The 18,710-nt window shown below is 58.7% G+C and carries 23 protein-coding genes, 1 tRNA gene and 4 pseudogenes; 14 read left to right on the forward strand and 14 right to left on the reverse strand.

Annotated elements, in window-relative coordinates; translation table 11 throughout:
• Positions 1-243 precede the first annotated feature (243 nt).
• Entirely contained in the window at positions 244-1,230 is a 987-nt protein-coding gene (locus tag ALC15_RS02550; RefSeq protein ID WP_063781771.1) for an AraC-like ligand-binding domain-containing protein, read from the reverse strand.
• Between the two features lie 199 nt (positions 1,231-1,429).
• Between ALC15_RS02550 and ALC15_RS45840 the strand changes: the two genes are divergently transcribed.
• The 4 genes from ALC15_RS45840 to ALC15_RS02560 all read left to right on the forward strand — a co-directional run bounded on the left by ALC15_RS45840 (position 1,430) and on the right by ALC15_RS02560 (position 2,901).
• A complete protein-coding gene (locus ALC15_RS45840; protein ID WP_244485892.1) occupies positions 1,430-1,993 on the forward strand; it encodes a LysR family transcriptional regulator in 564 nt (187 codons plus the stop codon).
• Complete coding sequence (locus ALC15_RS45845) at positions 1,990-2,283, forward strand: type 2 periplasmic-binding domain-containing protein (RefSeq protein ID WP_244485893.1); 294 nt, start codon at positions 1,990-1,992, stop codon at positions 2,281-2,283. Before ALC15_RS45840 ends, ALC15_RS45845 begins: the two co-directional genes overlap by 4 nt.
• A 77-nt stretch (positions 2,284-2,360) precedes the next feature.
• Entirely contained in the window at positions 2,361-2,519 is a 159-nt protein-coding gene (locus tag ALC15_RS45850) for a hypothetical protein (RefSeq protein WP_244485894.1), read from the forward strand.
• Positions 2,452-2,901: an Lrp/AsnC family transcriptional regulator gene (locus ALC15_RS02560; protein WP_430649134.1), complete on the forward strand. Its 450-nt coding sequence runs from the start codon at positions 2,452-2,454 to the stop codon at positions 2,899-2,901. Before ALC15_RS45850 ends, ALC15_RS02560 begins: the two co-directional genes overlap by 68 nt.
• Before the next feature lie 132 nt (positions 2,902-3,033).
• Here the strand turns inward: ALC15_RS02560 and ALC15_RS44000 are convergent.
• From ALC15_RS44000 to ALC15_RS02570, 3 genes and pseudogenes are all read right to left on the reverse strand, one after another.
• Positions 3,034-3,110: transfer RNA gene (locus tag ALC15_RS44000), tRNA-Ala, on the reverse strand.
• Positions 3,095-3,752, reverse strand: a pseudogene (locus ALC15_RS02565) (TenA family protein); the annotation flags it as partial. The gene ALC15_RS44000 and the pseudogene ALC15_RS02565, both read right to left, overlap by 16 nt.
• A gap of 1,218 nt (positions 3,753-4,970) precedes the next feature.
• Positions 4,971-5,192 carry a hypothetical protein gene (locus tag ALC15_RS02570; RefSeq protein WP_050625933.1) on the reverse strand — a complete coding sequence of 74 codons (222 nt, stop codon included), beginning with the start codon at positions 5,190-5,192 and terminating at the stop codon, positions 4,971-4,973.
• 2 nt (positions 5,193-5,194) lie between these two features.
• On the opposite strand from ALC15_RS02570, the gene ALC15_RS43050 reads away from it, so the two are divergent.
• Positions 5,195-5,383, forward strand: a complete 189-nt coding sequence (locus ALC15_RS43050) for a hypothetical protein (protein ID WP_128089414.1) — start codon at positions 5,195-5,197, stop codon at positions 5,381-5,383.
• 203 nt (positions 5,384-5,586) lie between these two features.
• On the opposite strand, the gene ALC15_RS43055 is transcribed toward ALC15_RS43050, so the two are convergent.
• Positions 5,587-5,907 carry a hypothetical protein gene (locus tag ALC15_RS43055; protein WP_128089415.1) on the reverse strand — a complete coding sequence of 107 codons (321 nt, stop codon included), beginning with the start codon at positions 5,905-5,907 and terminating at the stop codon, positions 5,587-5,589.
• A gap of 534 nt (positions 5,908-6,441) precedes the next feature.
• On the opposite strand from ALC15_RS43055, the gene ALC15_RS02575 reads away from it, so the two are divergent.
• Positions 6,442-6,636 (forward strand): hypothetical protein, encoded by a 195-nt coding sequence (locus ALC15_RS02575; protein ID WP_050626101.1) that lies wholly within the window; start codon positions 6,442-6,444, stop codon positions 6,634-6,636.
• 1 nt (position 6,637) lies between these two features.
• Here the strand turns inward: ALC15_RS02575 and ALC15_RS02580 are convergent, their stop codons facing one another.
• The 4 genes from ALC15_RS02580 to ALC15_RS02585 all read right to left on the reverse strand — a co-directional run bounded on the left by ALC15_RS02580 (position 6,638) and on the right by ALC15_RS02585 (position 9,130).
• Positions 6,638-7,114, reverse strand: coding sequence for a bifunctional DNA primase/polymerase (locus tag ALC15_RS02580; RefSeq protein WP_050625934.1), 477 nt, complete (start codon positions 7,112-7,114; stop codon positions 6,638-6,640).
• Positions 7,115-7,297: 183 nt separating this feature from the next.
• Complete coding sequence (locus ALC15_RS45390; protein WP_210168575.1) at positions 7,298-7,672, reverse strand: hypothetical protein; 375 nt, start codon at positions 7,670-7,672, stop codon at positions 7,298-7,300.
• A gap of 703 nt (positions 7,673-8,375) precedes the next feature.
• Positions 8,376-8,621 carry a hypothetical protein gene (locus ALC15_RS43065; protein ID WP_128089417.1) on the reverse strand — a complete coding sequence of 82 codons (246 nt, stop codon included), beginning with the start codon at positions 8,619-8,621 and terminating at the stop codon, positions 8,376-8,378.
• 236 nt (positions 8,622-8,857) lie between these two features.
• Positions 8,858-9,130 (reverse strand): hypothetical protein, encoded by a 273-nt coding sequence (locus ALC15_RS02585; protein WP_050625935.1) that lies wholly within the window; start codon positions 9,128-9,130, stop codon positions 8,858-8,860.
• A gap of 477 nt (positions 9,131-9,607) precedes the next feature.
• Between ALC15_RS02585 and ALC15_RS02590 the strand changes: the two genes are divergently transcribed.
• Both ALC15_RS02590 and ALC15_RS41380 read left to right on the forward strand, forming a co-directional pair.
• Entirely contained in the window at positions 9,608-9,883 is a 276-nt protein-coding gene (locus ALC15_RS02590) for a hypothetical protein (protein ID WP_050625936.1), read from the forward strand.
• 78 nt (positions 9,884-9,961) lie between these two features.
• Positions 9,962-10,162, forward strand: coding sequence for a hypothetical protein (locus tag ALC15_RS41380; RefSeq protein WP_094193623.1), 201 nt, complete (start codon positions 9,962-9,964; stop codon positions 10,160-10,162).
• Positions 10,163-10,209: 47 nt separating this feature from the next.
• On the opposite strand, the gene ALC15_RS02595 is transcribed toward ALC15_RS41380, so the two are convergent.
• Positions 10,210-10,800, reverse strand: a complete 591-nt coding sequence (locus ALC15_RS02595) for a DoxX family protein (protein ID WP_244485895.1) — start codon at positions 10,798-10,800, stop codon at positions 10,210-10,212.
• 165 nt (positions 10,801-10,965) lie between these two features.
• Between ALC15_RS02595 and ALC15_RS02600 the strand changes: the two genes are divergently transcribed.
• The 3 genes from ALC15_RS02600 (at position 10,966) to ALC15_RS02615 (ending at position 13,566) form a co-directional block, all read left to right on the forward strand.
• Positions 10,966-11,649 carry a hypothetical protein gene (locus tag ALC15_RS02600; RefSeq protein ID WP_050625937.1) on the forward strand — a complete coding sequence of 228 codons (684 nt, stop codon included), beginning with the start codon at positions 10,966-10,968 and terminating at the stop codon, positions 11,647-11,649.
• A gap of 1,147 nt (positions 11,650-12,796) precedes the next feature.
• Positions 12,797-13,327 carry a transposase gene (locus ALC15_RS02610; RefSeq protein WP_050625938.1) on the forward strand — a complete coding sequence of 177 codons (531 nt, stop codon included), beginning with the start codon at positions 12,797-12,799 and terminating at the stop codon, positions 13,325-13,327.
• Between the two features lie 23 nt (positions 13,328-13,350).
• Positions 13,351-13,566, forward strand: a complete 216-nt coding sequence (locus ALC15_RS02615) for a hypothetical protein (RefSeq protein ID WP_050625939.1) — start codon at positions 13,351-13,353, stop codon at positions 13,564-13,566.
• Positions 13,567-14,440: 874 nt separating this feature from the next.
• Here the strand turns inward: ALC15_RS02615 and ALC15_RS02620 are convergent.
• Positions 14,441-14,665, reverse strand: coding sequence for a DUF3606 domain-containing protein (locus ALC15_RS02620; RefSeq protein WP_050626103.1), 225 nt, complete (start codon positions 14,663-14,665; stop codon positions 14,441-14,443).
• A 219-nt stretch (positions 14,666-14,884) separates the two neighbouring features.
• Positions 14,885-15,109, reverse strand: a complete 225-nt coding sequence (locus ALC15_RS02625; RefSeq protein WP_050625940.1) for a hypothetical protein — start codon at positions 15,107-15,109, stop codon at positions 14,885-14,887.
• Positions 15,110-15,283: 174 nt separating this feature from the next.
• Here ALC15_RS02625 and ligD point away from each other — a divergent pair.
• The 3 genes and pseudogenes from ligD to ALC15_RS47795 all read left to right on the forward strand — a co-directional run.
• Positions 15,284-16,207, forward strand: a pseudogene (ligD, locus tag ALC15_RS02630) (non-homologous end-joining DNA ligase).
• Positions 16,208-16,331: 124 nt separating this feature from the next.
• Complete coding sequence (locus ALC15_RS41385; RefSeq protein ID WP_094193624.1) at positions 16,332-16,526, forward strand: hypothetical protein; 195 nt, start codon at positions 16,332-16,334, stop codon at positions 16,524-16,526.
• A gap of 272 nt (positions 16,527-16,798) precedes the next feature.
• Positions 16,799-16,858, forward strand: a pseudogene (locus ALC15_RS47795) (hypothetical protein); the annotation flags it as partial.
• A gap of 162 nt (positions 16,859-17,020) precedes the next feature.
• Here the strand turns inward: ALC15_RS47795 and ALC15_RS02635 are convergent.
• On the reverse strand, positions 17,021-17,563 hold the full coding sequence (locus tag ALC15_RS02635; RefSeq protein WP_050625941.1) for a cytochrome b: 543 nt from the start codon (positions 17,561-17,563) through the stop codon (positions 17,021-17,023).
• A gap of 394 nt (positions 17,564-17,957) precedes the next feature.
• Positions 17,958-18,679: pseudogene (locus ALC15_RS02640) on the reverse strand (hypothetical protein).
• Between the last annotated feature and the right edge of the window lie 31 nt (positions 18,680-18,710).

Genomic DNA, 18,710 nt, shown 5'->3' on the forward strand with positions numbered 1-18,710 from the left:
CATTGAATTTCCGATGATGCTCCGTGATCCCGCGTGCGCCGTTCGGTTCGTCCGTCGGCGAGGATATCTACAAATCACGTTTTTGCGGGCGGGCCTATCACTTCTCGCGGGCGCCTATTTCACCGAACCAGGCGCAATAATGTCCAACGTAACGTTGCGGCATTCCACGTTCACCGAGTCGCGGACGCCCGGCACGACGACGAGTCGGCAGTCCGGCATTGCCGTTGCAGCCGGACTTCTCCTTCAGGACGTGGAGTCTCCAGATGTGAGCAGACTGCGCTTAGGGTTTCCCGCCTTCCGGAAGTCGCGCGGGAGCACACCGTACATGGCCTTGAAGCTTCGGCCGAAGTGAGTCATGTCCGAAAAGCCCCAGCCTCGCGCTATTTCGCTCACCGTCCTATGGTTTTGCAGCGGGTCTTCCAGCGCTTGTCGGCAGCGTTGGAGCCGCATGGCCAATACAAGCCGCATGATCGAGGTGCACTCCTTAGCGAGTAGGTCATTGGCGTGACGGACGCTCACTCCGGCAGCCTCGGCCACGGTCGCGGCATTGAGCTTAGGGTCGCTCAAGCGCGCTTCAATTGCTGAACGCACGCGCAACAGCGACAACGCCCACGAAGAAATGCGTGACCTTGATGAGCCGTAGGTACCGAGTAGCGACATTGCAACTAGATCGACAATCTGATTGCTGGCAATTTCCTGTGCGGTGAACGTCAGCCGATCCGAGATACTGGGCAGCATCGCCAGGAACGACGAGGTCCAACGATTGTTGGGATTGGATGGCCTCAACGCAATCGCGGTCAGATCGCGAATCCTCCCCACACGGGCTTCGAGCGCGCCCCGCGCGACTTTGACAACAAGCAACTTTGAAGCCGCCGAGAATTTTGCTGCATATGGCAAGTTTGGATCAACGAGAGTTACGTCCCCCACACCAAGAATGAGTTGGCGGCCGTCCTGTTCGAGCGTGAGCAAACCGGCGGTCTGATGGCAGATAAACAAGTCGTCACTTTGAGCCTGCGCCACGTGCTTAGCCGTACGGGCTACGTCCATCGCCGAATTCTCGAACAGCACAAGTCCTGTGCCAGCCAGCATGCCGGATCGAAGTTCGGCATTGAACGTCTGTCGGCATTCAGGCGTTGAGGAATGACCGACAAGATTGTCACAAGCGACGCTATGCCAATAGTCAAAGCGGTGCCGAGGATCAACATCCGTCGTCGAAAAGAGCTTCTTCATAAGTCGACGCCCTATTGGCCGATTCCGTTCGCCCATAGAGCCGATCCAGACTCAGCTCGATAGGATTGATTAGGAGTTTAGTTGCATTCGTTGTCGTTTCCCATTGTGATCTATTCGGAGATGATTTCAAAGGGATCGAGAAGGGATCGCTTGGATTGATTGTCATGGAGTGGGCATGATGTGGCGAAGGCACCAAAACGTGCCCATTGAACTCGTTCGAACTGTCATCGCGATCGCAGAAACCGGAAGTCTTTCCAAAGCAGGTGACCGTCTGGGACTAAGCCAGCCAGCTGTAAGCTCCCAAGTAAAGCGGCTCCAGAGCTTGCTAGGCGGTGAGTTGTTTACGAAGACCGCAAGCGGAACGACGGTGACGGACTTCGGTAAGTTGGCCCTGCAACAGGCGCGCAGGATATTGGAGGCCAATGACCAATTGCTGCGCCTCAGCGGTTCCGCTGAAACCGTCACGCCCTTGAGGTTGGGTCTAAGCACGGTGTTTGTGCAAAGGTTTCTTCAAAGTCGTCCAACGGCATTTCCGGGTGACACGTTTATTCAGGCTGATCACTCCATCCAGATTGCAAAGGGTGTATCGGCTGGCTACATCGATGTCGCCTGTTTTTACAAATACCCCGCGATCGAAGAAGACATAGACCAGCTGGCAGTGAAGGAATTCAACGATCCTCTGGTGTGGATACGAGCGAGGAATTTTGTCATAAGCGCCGCGCGCCGTTACCGATACTCGTTTGGCCAGGAGACGACTGGATGATACGAACCCTGATCAAGCACGGGGTATCGTTCAAGATTGCATTCAAGAGCCTTGACTATCATGCCAACCTTGCAGCTGCAGAGGCGGGCATCGGCTTGACCGCTGTGCCCGAAAGCATGATCCCATCCTCTGTCATCAGAGCTAAGGAATATTATCTGCCGGCTCTTCCGACCATCAAAGCTCTATTGTGCGTACGGAACGGGCTAGACTCGAAACGGAGGGCACCGATGGTTGAACAGTTGTCGGACTTGTTCTTCGAGAGCGGGCAAAAGATGTCCGGTACGAATTGATGTCGTGTCGCGGCGCTGTATTGCGATCACTCAGCATACCGATGGTGTGGTGACCCTGCCGCGCAAAGGAGGATGACATGACGATCATTCGTCGCGCCCCTGTTAAGGATCGAGTTATTGAACCGTGGCTGGAGCTTCTGCCGTTCTCAACCCGGCCTGAGGCCATTTTTGAAGGCTTGGTCAAAGCAAAGGCTTTCTACGGCCGCGACTGGCAAAGCGGTGGGAGCGTGTGCTAACCGCGGTTGCCGCGATCCCTGGCCCACAGGGAGACGGATTACTATTGCGTCTCGCCCGGAAACACAGAGACTGGTCGACCAGAACAAGATCGGCCTCGGCCTGTCGGTGTTCGTGTCGGTCGAGAGCGATGATCACTCCGGGACGTGGCTGAAGAAGTTCGCAGCAGTCGTCAGCGCGATGCCCGAGGTGCTCGAGTTCTATCGCATGGCCGGCGATGTCGACTACGTGCTGCGCGTCGTCGTCGCCGACATGCACAGCTACGATCAGTTCTACAAGAGACTGATCGGTTCGATCGCGCTGAAGAATGTGACCTCGCGATTTGCGATGGAGAAGATCAAGTCGGTGACCGCCCTGCCCGTTTCGGCGCTCGCGGTGGCCTGATCGCATTCTTCTCGTTCGATCCGCCGCTAAGGGAAGTTCAGCGGACGAGGCCGAAAGACCCCTCTCACCTGTGAGGGGGCTTACATACAACCCATCTCAAAAGCAGACTACTTGGTATTGCGCGGCGTCCGCCTCAGCGATGGGATTTGAACCTATGTCCTTCAGGTTGCGAGCCTGATGATTGCCGAAAGGGCTATTTAACACGCTGGCCCGCGCGCCAGCCCATCTGCCTCGAGTCGGGTGGCTTCCTTGAAGATCGCAATCAGCTCCGCCTCGCGGGCCGGCGTGGCGTAGAGATCGGCGAGACGTTCCATGTGCGCCCGCGCTTTTGCCGCGACCTGCTGGTACGGCGCGCCGGCGTACTCGGCGATCCAAGCGCGATAGGGGTTCGTCGCAGCGTCCGCATCGGGGCGCAAGGCGAGCCGCGTTGCGATCTCCGCGTAGCCGATCACGCAGGGGGCAAGCGCCACCTTGAGTGCCAACAGATCGCCGCGCATTCCTGCGTCGAGCACACAGCGTGTATATGCCAGCATTTCGGCCGCCGGAGGGGTCTGCTCAAGGTCGCTCAGGGATAGGCCCCAACCGGCACAGAGCTTCACATGCAGGTTCATCTCGACATCAAGGATGGCCGAAAGGCCGGCCGCTGCCTCGCGCATGTCGGCAAGTTTGGGCGACTTGTAGACTGAGAGCACGTAGGCGCGAGCAAACTCGATGAGGAACAAGTAATCCTGAACAAGACAGAGACGAAAAGCCGCTTCGGGGAGCGAGCCGTCTGCCAGTCCGTTCGTGAAGGGATGCTCGGCGTAGGCCCGCCACTCAGCGGATGCTTCTGTCTTTAAACGCTCGAAGAAAACTCACGATGCTTTCGCCTGGCTTGCATTTCCATGAACGTCTTTGGCTCGCTACCGATAGCGCCTTGCGAACCCGGTGGACGCTGACTTGACAGGCAGCCGCGATCAGCCCAGCCGGGTCGGCGGCGTGGGGATCCAACGCCACGGGAGGCGCGCCAGATCTGGAAGGCGCCAAGACGGCCTTCCGGGAGGTCTGGGAGCGGTTCTATGCTGGCCTGACGCCGCACGACATCGAGCACTGGCACCACGCCCAGGACGCGGCTAAAGGGCGTTTTGGACGAGGCAAGGATTGGGGATGAAGGTCTTTTTCAATTGCCATGATTGCGGGGCGTTATATTCGACAGTCCAGGAGCGCGACGTTGCTCCGATCAGCAAGTCAGGAAGCTTTCATTGTGAGCATTGCAAAGCGCTCGTACACCTTTGGGCTGGCATCTAAGGTTACTCTGACTGGAAATACGTAAGGCCCGATGACAAAGATGAAGGGTGACCGCCCCTACTCCGGCCCTGAGAAAGCCGCCCGCAGGATCATGGAGCACGCCCGAGCGTTCGAGCCCATACAGGATGGCCGGATCTCCATCGAGAAGATCAAATGGGTAGCAAACGGGGCGAGAAGCAAAATACCTCCGCCAAGCGGACCAGATCCAGGTTGCGCGAGTTGCTTGCCAAATCAAAGCTGGCAAAGCAGGCAGCACCGAAGAAAAAACAGCCCGACCGACGACGTCAGGAGAACAACGACACAAAAAAGTAAGGCCGCCTATTGTGATTCTGTGTGGAAAAGTGGGCTATAAGTTCAACCCATCCCCAAAGAAACGGCCCCAGCGAGGGGCACACGCTGAGGCCGCTGTTGTGCTCATCAGTTCAGATGCCGCCCGGCAGGGCGCAGCACCCGAACGCAAGAACAACTCGGCGCGCGCCGCGCCCGTTCCTAAAAGAAAGAAAAGGCCCCAGAGCTTGGAAGCGCCGGGGGCCAAGTTTACACTTTGCGTCCCAACGCTGTCTGGACTGCGCTGGGAGATCAGACAACCCGAGGCGTGCCGCGCCTGTTCCTGTGGTCAAAAAGAAGCGGCCCCAGCACCTCTGGGGGCCGAGAGGCCGGTGCGGGGGCCGTCACTTGATCCGCCGATCATAATTCTTGGAGGTCGGCAGCCTCGATATTGCGCCCCTCTCTCAGCCTCCCGCAATAGCGCGCTTGTAACAGTGTCCTAGTTCCAACGCCGCTCAATCCTCGGGATGGGGTGTTGCGCCGAAGAACGCAGGGTCCTCTGCGATGTAGTCGAACACCTCGCCGTAGCTGAGGCCGAGCTTTTCATGGATCAAAGCCCAATGGGCGCCATCGGGAAGGTCCAGCGCATCGACCTCCTGAATGACCTCACGCACGCGTTCTTTCGACGGGCGCCCATTCTCCATCATCAGCGGAAAGGGCGACTTCGTGGATAACATATGTGAATTCGCAAATCTCGAACCAGACGCTTTCGACCAATGGTGGGAATGGCAGGAAGCCGCTGGAGGGCCATGTGGAAATCCCGGTAGAGATCTGGCGTCCCGTTTCCCGGCTTTCGCCAGAAGATCGGCTTGACCGTCGGACGGTCAATGAAGCCGTGGCAAATCACAAGGAGCCCGAAGGCGATTAGGGTATCGCGGTGCCAAAGCAATGCCTGGGAGACTGGCCAGGCTTGGCCCGCTTATCAGGACGATCACGGCCTCTTTCATTACATTCTCACAAGCCCGGCAGACGTGGGCCTGCCGAGCGGCATCAAGAAATATCGCGAAGAAATTCAGACTGAGACACGCAATCAGTCCGGTTGCTGTTGGTCCTTTTTGGCGCACTCTTCGTCTAGTGCTTGTGGGTCTTTTTTGATCGGTCTAGCACGGCGTGGCTGTCAGCAAGCACTCGGTAGCTGCGCTCCATCCGTTCCAAATAGTAACGGGTGAAGTCGTCCACCGCCGATTCCTTCGCGCGCCGGTAGTGTTCAGCCCTTTCCAGATAATCTTCCGAGCTCATTTTTAGAAGATGCGTTGGAAGCTGTGGATGTTCCAGTATTTCTAGGCGGCATAGACCCACCAGGGGTTTGGAGGAAGTCGAGGGGAACTTTTCTGGCTTTTGGTGCTTTTTGAATCCGCTTTCGACACGGTCAGCTTTGGAGAGAGGAGCCATGAAGCGACGCCGCCGAGTTAAGCAGATTATCCCCCTTGCAGAACGTCTTTCCCTAGAAGCCCAAGAGCTGCGCCAACGGGCCAGAACGCTTCCGCCAAGTCGAGAGCGGGAAGCGCTCCTGAGAAAGGCGCGGCATAGTGAAGCCACCGCTCATTTGACCGATTGGCTTATGTCTCCCGGTCCCCGCCCTCCTATCTAGATAGGAGGTCGCCGATGCGCGCGGATCGTCGCCAATTCAATGGCATCGAGATAGCCTTTGTCAGCGTAGCGGTGGTGTCCTTTGTAATCTTAATCGCAGCCGTGGCTTGGCTCATTCACGAATGAACCTTGTGGCGTTTGCACCAAAATACCCAAAATCCGCTGTAGTAAGTCCCAGCGCCCCAGAGAGGTAGCGTTGGGAATGATGGCGAGGGCGGGTTCAATCGGACTCGTCATCCTCGATTGACACCAACGCCGGTCGATAGCGCGCATAGGAACGAAACCAAGCTGGAGACCTTATGCGTTGGGAGCGACGACCAACGAAGGATTCCCGACATGGCAAATGAAGAACACAACAAGGCCGCCGAGCATCACGAGAACGCCGCCAAAGCGCATCGATCGGCAGCGGAGCACCACGGCAAGGGAGACCACGCGAAAGGCATGGAGCACGCCGACACCGCGAGGCAACACTCCCAAACTGCCCATCAACATAGCGAGCAGGCTCACTCGAAGAGCAAAAACCAAAAGTGACTTAAGAAGCCCGGTGATGAGCCGGGCTTTCTTGTTGCAGCGCTCCTTCGGAGAGCGTCGGATCGCTCTCCCTCGTGTTGAGCCACTTCGAGCGGCACTCGCGCGGCAGCTCGCGGTTTGGGGCCAAGACGAGGTCGCCAACCCAAGCACAACCGTGCTTCTGCTGCAGGGCCGCCCAATTTGCTCTGCCGTCCGGCAAGCCAAGCTTTTTCGGCGCATCAGGATCGATCGCCCAAATGTTCGAAGCGCTGCCGCACGCAACACCAATCATGGCGTTGGGCCAATCGCACCACCACTTTTCAATTTGGAGGCGGTCCTTCGTGGCCTTCTTGACGCCCCCGGTGCCGTCGACCTTGACTCCGTTGACTTCATCCCGGCCGACAAGAGGCCGCTTCGTGAGAGGGCTGCAAGGGAAAACAGCCCACCCGCGTGCCGCATAATCCAAAGCAAAGTACAGCATCGGCTTCGCGTCTGTCATAGGTGCGACTCCGGACCGATCTCCCAAGCGCCGCACCAGTCGTCGCAATCGGTCCTCGGCCACTGGCCAGTCAGCCAGCCGTCCTTGATCCGCGGTGGATCCCGACGACAGTTTCCGCCCGTCTCACGCAACTTGGCGGGATTACTGATCCAGAACCTACAGTTTGAGCAGGAAGCAGTTGCTTCAACGGTCATCCCGCCCTCCGCATGCAGCAGACGGAGGTGCCTTCGAACTGGACCGCGTCGGCTCCGAGAGCATCGAGTCGACCCATTCATCGAGCGCGGCCGGCGTATCGACGGGAACCCGTCCCAAGTACTGGAACGTCGGGCCCACTCCAAGGCAGGCGTACTTGGCGAGCGTTTGGCGGGATCGGGCGACGCCGTGCTTCGCGAACAAATAGTCGGAGGCTGCCTGTCGGCGTAAGAGTGTGATGGTTGCCATGCCGGCTCCCTCTTCAAAAAAGGTGCTTGGACATTCCCAAGCGATGCCTGCAATATTTTTGGCAATTCTTGTGGGATCGTTTAGCCAGGGCGAATCTGCGCCGGAGATGCCGGGCATGGGTAGCCGCTATCCCGGTTCGGATTGCTGTGCCGGGTTGGAGGCCTCTGCATAGAGCCTGCCTCCGTTAGCCACCGGTCGCGAAAGGCCTTTAACGGCGGCAAGCGCGCTTAACGCTGTTATCCAGTCTAAGTTCTTGAATTGATTTGCTCGTAGCGCTCCTGCTGGGATCGCCATCTATTTTAATGCGATGCGCGTTCTGTTCTCATAAATCCCGTGTCGCATTTCGTGTTAAGGAAACCCCTTGAATTCCAGGCTTTCCCGTCTAGTCCCGTTGAGTCGATAGTACACGGATCGTCCACGGCGCTTCAGCATTTGTTCTGCCCGGACAGGCCTCCGGCGGACCTCAAAATTGCTTAGGAACGATCCAGCGTCGGGAAAATTATGCAATTGGCGACGGCGCAACCCCGCCCCCAAGCCCGCTGCCCTCGCCATCAGTCCCAGCGCTCTTCCCCGGGGCGCTGGGACTTATTTATGTGAGCCCAATAGTGCCTCCGGCACCGTTACTAGCCCGCTTATCAGACTGATCAAACGCCGAAAATTCCGCCAATGAAGCAACCGGCGGGCAGGCATTGACGTTTGCTCGCGCTTGGGAATTTCAGGGCCCAGGTTTTTGGAGTGAACGCCGCCGGGCATGTATTTCAGATCCCGGCGGCGTAGTTTCCTTGGGAGGCTATTTCGGTCGTCCTGTCGTTAGGCTGATTCATTCGACCGGTAGGGAAAGCGCCGGCAGTGGCTTATTGCCTTGCGGGCAACCTGTTCGCCCCTTGGGAAGTGGATTCGGCGCTGAGTAATCCGCGGTGGCCGTGCGGCTCATGAATTGGCTTAGGTTGACGCTGGATGACCAGTCCACATAGCCGACTGCAAAGACAGACGCGGCAACGATGACAATACTGAGCGCTGAAGCGGTGGATCCTACTGATAAGCTTTGGCTGCTGAAATACGGCATCACGAATTCTCCGATACCGATCGCCACCCGCCCTTTGGCTAGACCAACTCGCGATGGCCGCGTGTGAATTGCCTCACATTTCACGGGTACTTGATTCCGGCCGCGACCCGCCGCTTGAGGCCGGCGGGTTGCAGCTTCAAAATCAGGCCTGATCGCCAAGCTCACGCCAGTGCACGACTGCCATTATCGGCCGCTGTGCGGCAGGCACCCGCGCCAGTCTTGGAGCTGCTCCTTGCTCACCCCATGGTCCACTGCTGCCAGTCTTGGGTGACGGCCTGCTCGAGCAAGCCGTCATAGTCGCCGATGCCGGTCTCCGCCGGGTCGCCCTCGACATCGCGCCGCCCGCCCGCGGCCCATCGCTCCTGGCTGTCATTCTGGTCAAGGCTGCCGAGGCTCGGTTCAATATCCGCCGTGTCGTGCTCGGCGTCGACCAATACGGTCTCCTCGCTGAGGCACTGCCGAGAGGCATGAGACTGATCCAGCATGCGGTCGAAGGTCCCAAGGTCCATTTCGCGATCGTCACCACTGCCTCCACGGCCCGCACCGAGACCGGGAAAGGCCTCCTGGAAACCAAGCCACGGCTCGTCGTCGTCCGGGCTCCCGCTCCATGTGGTTGTCAGTGTCGTCGAGGAAGCGAATGAGCCGGGCTATCTCGTCCATGGCCTCACGGCGGAGGCGCCAGATGGCCTTGAATATCTGCTCTGAGGGAATGTCGGTCGGGTGGTAAGCTGGCCCTTGGTCGGGCACACGCAAAGCTGTGCTATTCTCAGAATTAACCTGAGGCATGGGTCGCTCCATGTTTTGGGCTAGGCCCGACGTCGCGCTTCCAACACGACGGCGGGCCGCTTGCTTTTCAAGCCTGAAAACGGTAATACCAAATTATGAAAAAGGCAATACCAAAACGGGTGGGCGGGAAAAGACCCGGGGCGGGCCGCCCAGCAACCGGCAGAGATCCCGCACGCACCTTTCGACTCTCCGACGAGTTCATGACCAACCTCGATGCATGGGCGGCGCAGCAGCCAGACAGCCCGAATCGCTCGGAAGCTCTGCGTCGCTTGGTCGAGATCGCCTTGACCTCAGCCACTGGAGTCCGACCCAAGAGCGACACCCAGCGCCAGCGCGCTCGCGACATGGCGGACAAAGCAATCGACAAAATAGCGGACAGCACCGCAAGCGCGGAGGAGCAAGCCGACCGTAAGCGCCAACTCGTCAAGGGGCCCGGCGAATTCCAAAAGGTGCGGCGCGACCGGACCCGTAAATGATCCGCCGAAACGAGCACCCTTCGTCCCTGATAGGATCGAAAGCCGGCGCCGCTCGTTGATCCAAAGGAGGTTGCGGCAATGGCATACGATCGAGAGCGAAGGAGCGCGCCGACAGCGGCAGAAAGAGAAGCTCGTAAGATCTTCAGGCAGGCAGAAGCCAAGGAAGCTCTGACTGATTACGCCAAAGCGCAAAAGGCATTCCACGAGAACCGAGAGCGCCTGAAGGCAGAACGGCTTGCGCGAGAGGCAGAAGCCGCTAACCGCACCAAAGCAGGTTAAGCGCCCTTCTGGATGGCCGGACGGGCAACCTTGCAGCGATACTTGGGCTAGATCGCCGTCCGTTGTTTATATCCACGTTCCCACGGCAAGTTCGGCATCTTCAATGCGAGCGCGCCATCTCCTAGCAGCGCCTGGACAAGCAACATCACCGACCACGCGAATGGCATTGCCCATCCACCTTCCACGAACCAGAAATTTTTGCGAACCATCCAGTAGTGGGTCGCTCCAAGCATCATTGGAAGCGTGTAAAGGCTGACCCAACGGACGTAGATGCCCAGCAGTAGAAGAATTGCAGACGCGAATTCGGCGGTAAGGGTGTATGCAAGCACCCACTCCGGGTAGCCGGCCTTCACGAGCCCACCCCACCAGGCGTTGATCCCTCTTAGAAAAAATTTGCCGTACAGCGCGGCGATAAAGTATCCGCTAATAGTAACGCGCAATAGCAGCGCCGCATAAGGCGCGGTTCTTTGATCAATCATCCGTCGCTCCTCAAAATGCGCGAAGCTGGTCAAACTGTGCATCGCGAACTGAAAATGACAATGCCCAATCGGACTAGGCAGCTTCCGTAAAACTACGGCAACAGGGCTCAGCCGCACGGCCATCTGCATGGGCGTTTCCTCGCTGGCTGCGGCGGTCATCGTTCTGTTCGAGTTTTCTAGGAGAGACGGGTACCGAGTCGCCTCACGGTTCCTGCCGGTGAATTGCAAGCATTTCGGGAGTTCCCACAGTTCCCCGTCTGGCGAGAAAGAAGTTCTAGGAATCGGCTCCGCGTGCGCGCATCCCGCGCGTGATGGAGCGATCCTATGACAGGAGAACAAAAGCCTAAATCACACTGCAAGCGCGGCCACGCGCTCACGCCCGACAATTTCAAAATCGTGGTGGTGAAACGCCACGGGTGGATTATGCGCGAGCGCAAAACCTGCCGGGCCGAGTGGGACAAGCGCGGCCACTACACCGCCGAGCAGATCGTGGCCGTGGAACGGGCGCTCGACGCCGGAAAGACGATCGCCCAAGTGACCAAGCGTGACGGCGATCGGCCAGCGCTGATCAAATTTGTCGGGCTTGCGACCGCGACGCGGGATAGCCCACGGCTCGGAAAGCGGCTGCGCGCGAAATCGGAAAAGAACGCTAAAAAGGCGCGCGAGCAGAGAAAGCAAAATCGGGAATGGGCGGCGCACGAGGCCGCCCGCGCCAACCGCCAAGCGGCTAAAACCGCTCGGCGCGAGGAAGCCCGGAAAGCCCGGCTTGAGCGATTGGGCGTGCCATTGACTGAGCCGTTGCGGCGGCTCGTTTTCCCGGCCGACGAATTTATGCGGCTCCTCGAGCAAGGCTTCACGCTACAGCAAACCCTCACCGGCCGCGGCTACGCCGGCAAGCTCGAGCGCCGGCGCTGCGGCACTAAAGAGCAGTATCTGAAGTATTGCGCCATGCATCCGGAAACCACGGTGTTCCGAAGAACGGACCGATCAGCATACAAGAGCCAATGACGGTTCGCAGATTTTGGGCCGAATACTGCGCGGTGTCACAGGAATCACGGTCAAATTTCGAGACCTCGTCCAATATTGTTCGGCCTCGCCGGAAATTTTTCACATGTCAAAATGCAACGCAACAAACGAACCAGCGCCGGGAATCGGAGTTTTTTGGCTTTGAGTGATGATCCTGGTGAGCGTCATGGAAAAGAAGCGTCGCAACCGCATCAAGCAAACGACCACGCTAACTTTCAGGCTTATTGAACTGGCGGATGCTGCTCACGCAAGAGCAGCCATCCTGCCGCCCGGGCCATAACGCGAAAGGATGATGAAGAAGGCGCACGAAGCCGAGCGCGCTGTCCAGATCGAAAAATTGGTACGACGCCCGGCCTCGATCTCCCAAGCTAGCGGTCCTCGGGGGCCGGACGCACCAACCATTCCCAGCACGGCCTTCCTGTTGGCTATCGCCCGTGCACTGCCGGCTCCGACGTTTCCGTGTAGCCGCAGTTGAAGCACTCGAACACGCAACACTCGCGACCATCGTCATCGGCATTATGCTTGATCTTGGCCATGCCCTTGCTGCACGCCGACAAGGCGGCCAGTTGGGGAGCTCCTATAATCTAGGACGCTGTCTTATTCATTCTCAGCGATCCGCTTGCGAAGGATCGCCAAGCGGAGTTGTACGGACGCTTCACTCCGTCCGAGCCTCTGGCCAATCTCCCACTGCGTAAGATGAGTGTTTCGTGCTAGCTGCAGAAGCCGTCGCTCTTCCTCTGCGGACCACCGTCCCATGTCCCCTCCCCCGGAAATTGATTCGTCACTGGAAATACCAGGAAGGATGCCAGAGACCGGCTCGTTCGTCTTTCCGTTTTTCGGTTAGGCCCACAGACTGCGTCCTATTCAGCCAGTGGTAGGAACCAAGCGCTGGCAGCTGCCGTTATTGGGCCGCCAGTGCTGTTCGGCAACACTGTTTGTGGAAGCTGGCCTCCACGAGTCTCATTCGCTTACTCATTGAGCCGCGCAGCTCCGCCATGGCGGAAGCGACGCGACCTGTGACGTTATCCGACCGCTGGATGCCAAAAGGCGCAAAGGGTCGCCTTACCGACGTGCTATCAGGCTGATGCGATGACCGGACCACGTTAGACAGTGGGTATCGCGCCACACCGTGCGGGTTGCCCGTCGCTTCGCTAGGAACCAGAACGGCAAGCGCAAGGTTGTAGTTGTAGTGCGCGAGCGTGGCGGCAATTCCGTCCCCGCCGTTTTCAGTTCAGAAAGCCAAGGCTCTTCATTCATTCGCGCCCGCATCGCGAAGGGGACGATCGTGCATGCGGACGAAGCAGCTTCATGGGATAACTTACATGAGCGTTTCGAGATCAAAGGAATCATCCATCAGGAGGCATACGGCTTCGATGGCGCGTGCACTAACATGGCTGAGAAATACTTCTCCCGCTTGCGGCTTGCCGAGATCGGAATTCACCACCACATCGCCGGTGCGTATCTCCTCCGATACGCTCAGGAATCCTTATGGCGTGAGGACAACCGCCGGGTCTCGAATGGGGATCAAGTGAACCGCATCAACACTAGTCCGGGAGCCGTGAATCCCGGAGTCACCCTCAATGACACCAAGGAACGGGGCGGATCCGGCGCGATGAAATCGAGCCGGGGAAAGTCGCACAAGCACCGCCCACGGCTGTAACCGCACAGGTGCGATGGAGTAAGATGCATAAAGACACGATCATGGACGAGTTGAGGCAAGTTGAACTCGACGTGGTCGAAGGTGAAAGGCGGCTCGCTGAGCTTGAGGAGTTGCTGATCGAATCGAAGCGGCTGAATGAAAACGTCACCAAGCTTGAAGCCGAACTCGAAGTGATGCGCAAAATTCAGCTCGACCGAGAGCAGAACCGCCAACGCCTGCTTTCACTTCTCCACCCCTAGAGGGAAAGCTTGATGACCCCCAGAGAGCGCAAAGACATGTCTTGGATTATCGCCGCTGCCGCTTTGGCTTTCGTTGTCGCGGCCGTGGCGGGAGGGATGACCTATTTTCACTAGCCAGATCGGGTGCCAGCAGGGCACCGCCCCGTTCGTTTCCCTCCCGCTCGGCAATCAGCTCATAGCTCGGGCGCAGTTCTCTTGCAGATGCTTTCCAGCCGAGAATGTAACTCGTAGATCTGCCGGTGACGCCACGACAGTCGCCGCTCAAAGATCGGCCTCAGCGAGAGAGGACGCGCTGAGAAGTCCCAGCGCTCTGGGGAGGGAGCGCTGGGACTATGAAGGCGCGGCGCATGGGCAATGCGGGGGTTTCCGCGCCATTGATTGCCTAATTTTCCCGACTCCGGATCGTTTCTTACCGCCAAAGAAAGCGACCCAGCCTGTCAGGCTGGGCCGCTCAAGTCTTGGAAACCATCCATGAGATGGCGCCTCGAGAGAAGCGCTACCCACCAAGCGAGGGCTGTCACCATGGTTCCCAAAGCGATTGCGGCCTGGGAATTCTAGCGATGGCGAGGATCATTCTGGTTGAGCAACATCCTCACTCGTTTCCGCTCTTCGGTCATTGTCGGTAGGCGTACACCAAGGTCGCGGGCACGATCGCGAATGACGTTAAGCGGTCGCTTCAGCGCTACCGCGATGCGGTTTGCACTCGCTCGGGCAGCTATCATAGCTTTCAGCTTTTCGATTTCTTCAGGTGTCCATCGTCGACGACTCATTTGCTCTCGCTAATTTCTCCACCCCGGAATGATCCACAAGGCGGCTTCGATGACAGGGGACACAAGACTGGCGCCACCGGCCGGCTTCCCCTCGCGCACGCAGGCTAACGTGCCCGCGTCGTGCCCAGGGACTTCTTCATTGCTGATCCGAGCCGCCGCTCCACCCGCTTGCGGCTGTTACCGACCTTCTTGACCGCCTTCTTCACAGAGGCCACAGACTTCCCCGTCTTTTTCGCCTCATAGCTCACCTCGTAGTCCTGCCCGCCAGCGACGCGTGCCCTGTCCTGCCTGCGGCCACGTGCCGTTTGCTTCTTCGCTTTCTTTGCCATTATGGCCTCCCTCATCCGCCTCGTTCCTTGCGGCAAATCCGGGAACGGCGACTCACCGGCCTTAGTTCCTAACCTGCATAGCGGGCATGACTCTTGGTGCGGCAACGTTCGGACCGTTCGGCTGCTTGGCGAGGCCCTGGTGAAAGAGATTGCTTCCGGCGCCCCAGCGAGGACTGCAACGTCTTAAGCTTCCTGGCCTTGACGCGTGCCGGTTCGCGGTTAACGCCGCCGCGCGACCCAGATCCCGATCAGGAAGGCGACGAAGAGCGACTGCAACGGCGCCTTCATGGCAACCTCGCGAAGCCGCTCGGCCCAGCGCAGCGCGATTTCCTGTGAAGGCTGCGGGGACCGTCGACGGGGCGCTTCGGAAGTCCGACCGCTGCCGTCCTGCTCCTCGATTAGCCCTGAGGCTTCCGTCATCGCCGAGGCTTCTTTCAAATCCATGCGGCTCTCCTATTATAGGGTCAGGCGGACTTCCGCGGCGGCTTGCAGGTCAGCTTCTTCGCTGTCTTCGCCGTTCTGGCAAAACGCAAGGTAAGATCGCCAGTTCCAATTGCCGACTGGAACGATGGTGACCATGCCCGTTTGAATCAGCTCATTGTTTTGTGGAGTTGCGTTGTGGCGTTTCACCGGAGGAAGCCCGAGCCGATCGGGACAAAGACATCATTTCCCGGCTTTATTTCGCCGGCCTTGGCGTCCCCAATCGACAAGGTGCCGACTGGCTCACGCTGGCACCACGAAATTAAGTTCGACGGCTATCGCGTCCAGGTGCATCTCGCTAACGAAGACGTTAAGATCTATACTCGCCGCGGCAACGATTGGACGAAACGCTTCAAGAAAGTCGCCGAGGACGCCCGGCACATATCCGCCGCGTCCGCGATCATTGATGGCGAGATCGTCGTGCCAGCCGCCGACGGAACGACCGATTTCTCCGTGTTGCAAAACGAACTCCGCGGCAAGTCTGCCAAGATTGTCCTGGTCGCTTTTGACCTGCTCTATCTCAACGGTCGCGACCTGCGAAAGCTACCGCTGCGGGACCGCAAGGCGGCGTTGAAAAAGCTCGTTGCAGGCACAGCCGTCCAGTTCAGTGAGAGCTTCGAAGTCGACGGGGGCGAGATGTTAAAGCACGCCTGCAAGCTGGGTTATGAGGGCGTCGTCTCGAAGGTCGCAGATAGCATCTAACCGACTGGCTCACGTAGCCGGGACTGGGTCAAGAAGACCTGCGCGCAACGCGAGACCCTCACGATCGCGGGCTTTGCGCTCGATGGCAACGATTGGGACGGCATTTATGTCGGGCGCCGCAAGGGAAAAGAGCTGATATATGCCGGCAAGGTCGACCACGGTTTCGACAAGGCATCGGCTGCGGATTTGCGAAAGCGCCTCACACCCCTGACCCGGAAAACGCAGCCCTATACCAAACGCGTTGCCTATAAGGCCATTTGGGTCGAGCCTGACGTGCAGGCTGAGATCGAGTACCGCGCCAAATCAGCCGAGGGGAAGGTGCGGCATCCCTTCTTTCGGGGTATCCGGGAGGACTTATGACCGAACCGGCTTGCATCCTCTGCGACAAAGGCGCTGCACGGAGAGAGCACGACCGTCCGCATAGGAACGAAACCAAGATGGAGACCTTATCAGCCGGGAGCGACGACCAACGAAGGATTCCGACATGGCAAGAGAAGAACACAACAAGGCAGCCGAGCATCACGAGAACGCCGCCAAAGCGCATCGATCGGCCGCGGAGCACCACGGCAAGGGCGATCATGCAAAAGGCATGGAGCACGCCAACACGGCAAAGCAACACTCCCAAACTGCCCACCAACATAGCGAGCAGGCTCACTCAAAGAGCCAAAGCCAAAAGTGACTTAAGAAGCCCGGTGATGAGCCGGGCTTTTCACTTGCGTTGAGCCCTTCGAGCGGCACCCGCGCGGGGCCAGAATGACGTCGAAAACCCACCCACCAAGTTCGTGTAAACGCAGTTGAGCGCTTCCGGGCATTTGCACCGCCACTCCTTCGAGATCGCGAAGGTCGGGGACGAGACGACCTCAGGAGTGATCAGGGACGCGATCAGCATGCCGAGATACTTCGGCGGCTGAGACCGATTTCGTCGCCGATGACCCCGGCCCGGCCTTCTTCCACTGCCACCATCAGGACCACATGGACGAAAGCTTCGCAGGACTGATCACGTACGCCTGACGCGATTGGCTATTTTGCGGTAGCTTCGCCCGTGAATTCGACGACGCGCAACTTCGCAAAGCGCCAGTCCGCGCTTGCCGAGCGCTCGCTCATCGCGGCCTGGCAGCTTGTGGCGCTGCTAGTACCGCTTAATTCCAGTCGCGATAGCGTTGGCGGCTAACCTTATGGCGTTGTCCGGCCAGGAAGCATGCGCTTCATGACGCCGTTCCGATATTGAAAAAGGTGTAGCAAAGCTGCTCCAACGTGAAAGATAATCAAAGCCAGCAACGTCCATTCGGCTGCCTGATGGAGCCCATCGACAGACTTGATTGCGGCGGGGTTCGCACCTGAAAGCATCGGAAGCGGAAAGAGGTAGAAGATCGAGACAGCCCAACCGCGGAAGGATGCGAACAACCAGCCGGACAAGGTCGTCAGCAAAACCATGACGTAAAGCATCCAGTGCAGGACTTCCGATGACAGCCTCTGCCAGGCAGGAAGAGAGCTCTCAGGGGCGACGGGGTGGGTCAGACGCCAGGCGAAACGAAGCAGCGTAGCCGCCAATATGATGAGCCCGATGGAGATGTGAAACGTCATCGCGGCTCCCGGCTTCATCCCGCCATGGATATCCGGCATCAGCCATCCGATCGGATATTGGATCAGGAGCAACGCGACGATCGTCCAGTGGAAGGCCTTCGCTGTCGGTCCGTATCGCAAGCGTCTCATCATTGGAATAGAACCTGATCGAGGGCGGGCCGCTGGGAAGCGTGCGCCATCGGATTGATCGGACGGACGGTCGGCCGTCTTCGTGCCCGGTACCGGGAACGCGTAGCCGGCAATCGTCTTGGCGACCTATTGGTCGGATGCCGGCGTCAACCCGTAACCGACCCCGAAGTTCACATCGAATTCGCCGAGCTTGAAGTTGGTCACGGCGAACAGCGTGTGCTGCTGCTGATCAACCGACTTGAAGTCTCGATCTGGCCTAAACTGGCATAGTATTCGAAAGCGAAGAGTTCGGACCCGAGCTTGCGCGTCAGCCGGGCGGCAGGTGCGAAATCCGTCTCACCGAACTTACCGAAGCCGATATCGGCGATCAGGTTGACGATGAATTCGCAGAGCTCGCTCAGTCCTGCCGCGCCTTGTCCTTGGCTGCACGATGGAGATGCCGGTACGTTCCGTCGAAGACGTATCTGTCGTGGAGGTCCACTCGGTCCCGGCCGCGAGGTTCGGCCGGTTGGCGTAGATGCGCCGGGATTGCAGTTCGCGCTCCGCGGCTTCCTCTTCGCTCATCGGACTGAGCTCGAAATTCGCCTCCTCTGGGATGACGATGATCTGCGCGAACGGTTCGCCCGGGCGGAAGACGTGCGTGCGGCCTTCCGCTGGGGACTTGAAGACGCAGAAGAACAGCATGGGCCACCAGTTGCGAACGAGGGCCGGCACCGCGATCGGCACCTTATCGCTGCGATCGGTGTAAAAGCGCGGATGAGGTTCTGTACGGATGGCGAGTCCTTTCTCGACCTTCATGTCTAACAGCAACTGGTAGGTGTAGAAACCATCACCGAAGTTTCGGAAGGGCGGCCACTGCAAACCTGGCACTGGCGGCTCGCCCCAATCGCCCTCGAGGTGCAGGGTGCCGTCTCTCGTGGAGACCCGCAGTTCGTTATCGTACGGGTAGAAAAGTTCGATTCCGTACTGCGCTCCTTCGGAGAATGGCACGCAGTGCCAGACCTGTTCGTGCGACCCATCCTTCCGAGGATCTCTCGTGCCCGCCCAGCCGGGGATCTGGAGTTTCGTTCGGCGCGGAGCCAGGCGCGGATCGTTCAACCGGTATTTGACGGTGTGCAAGCGCAGTCCCTCCGTGCCGACGTGTATCGAA

The organism is Bradyrhizobium viridifuturi (genome assembly GCF_001238275.1).
Taxonomy (GTDB): domain Bacteria; phylum Pseudomonadota; class Alphaproteobacteria; order Rhizobiales; family Xanthobacteraceae; genus Bradyrhizobium; species Bradyrhizobium viridifuturi.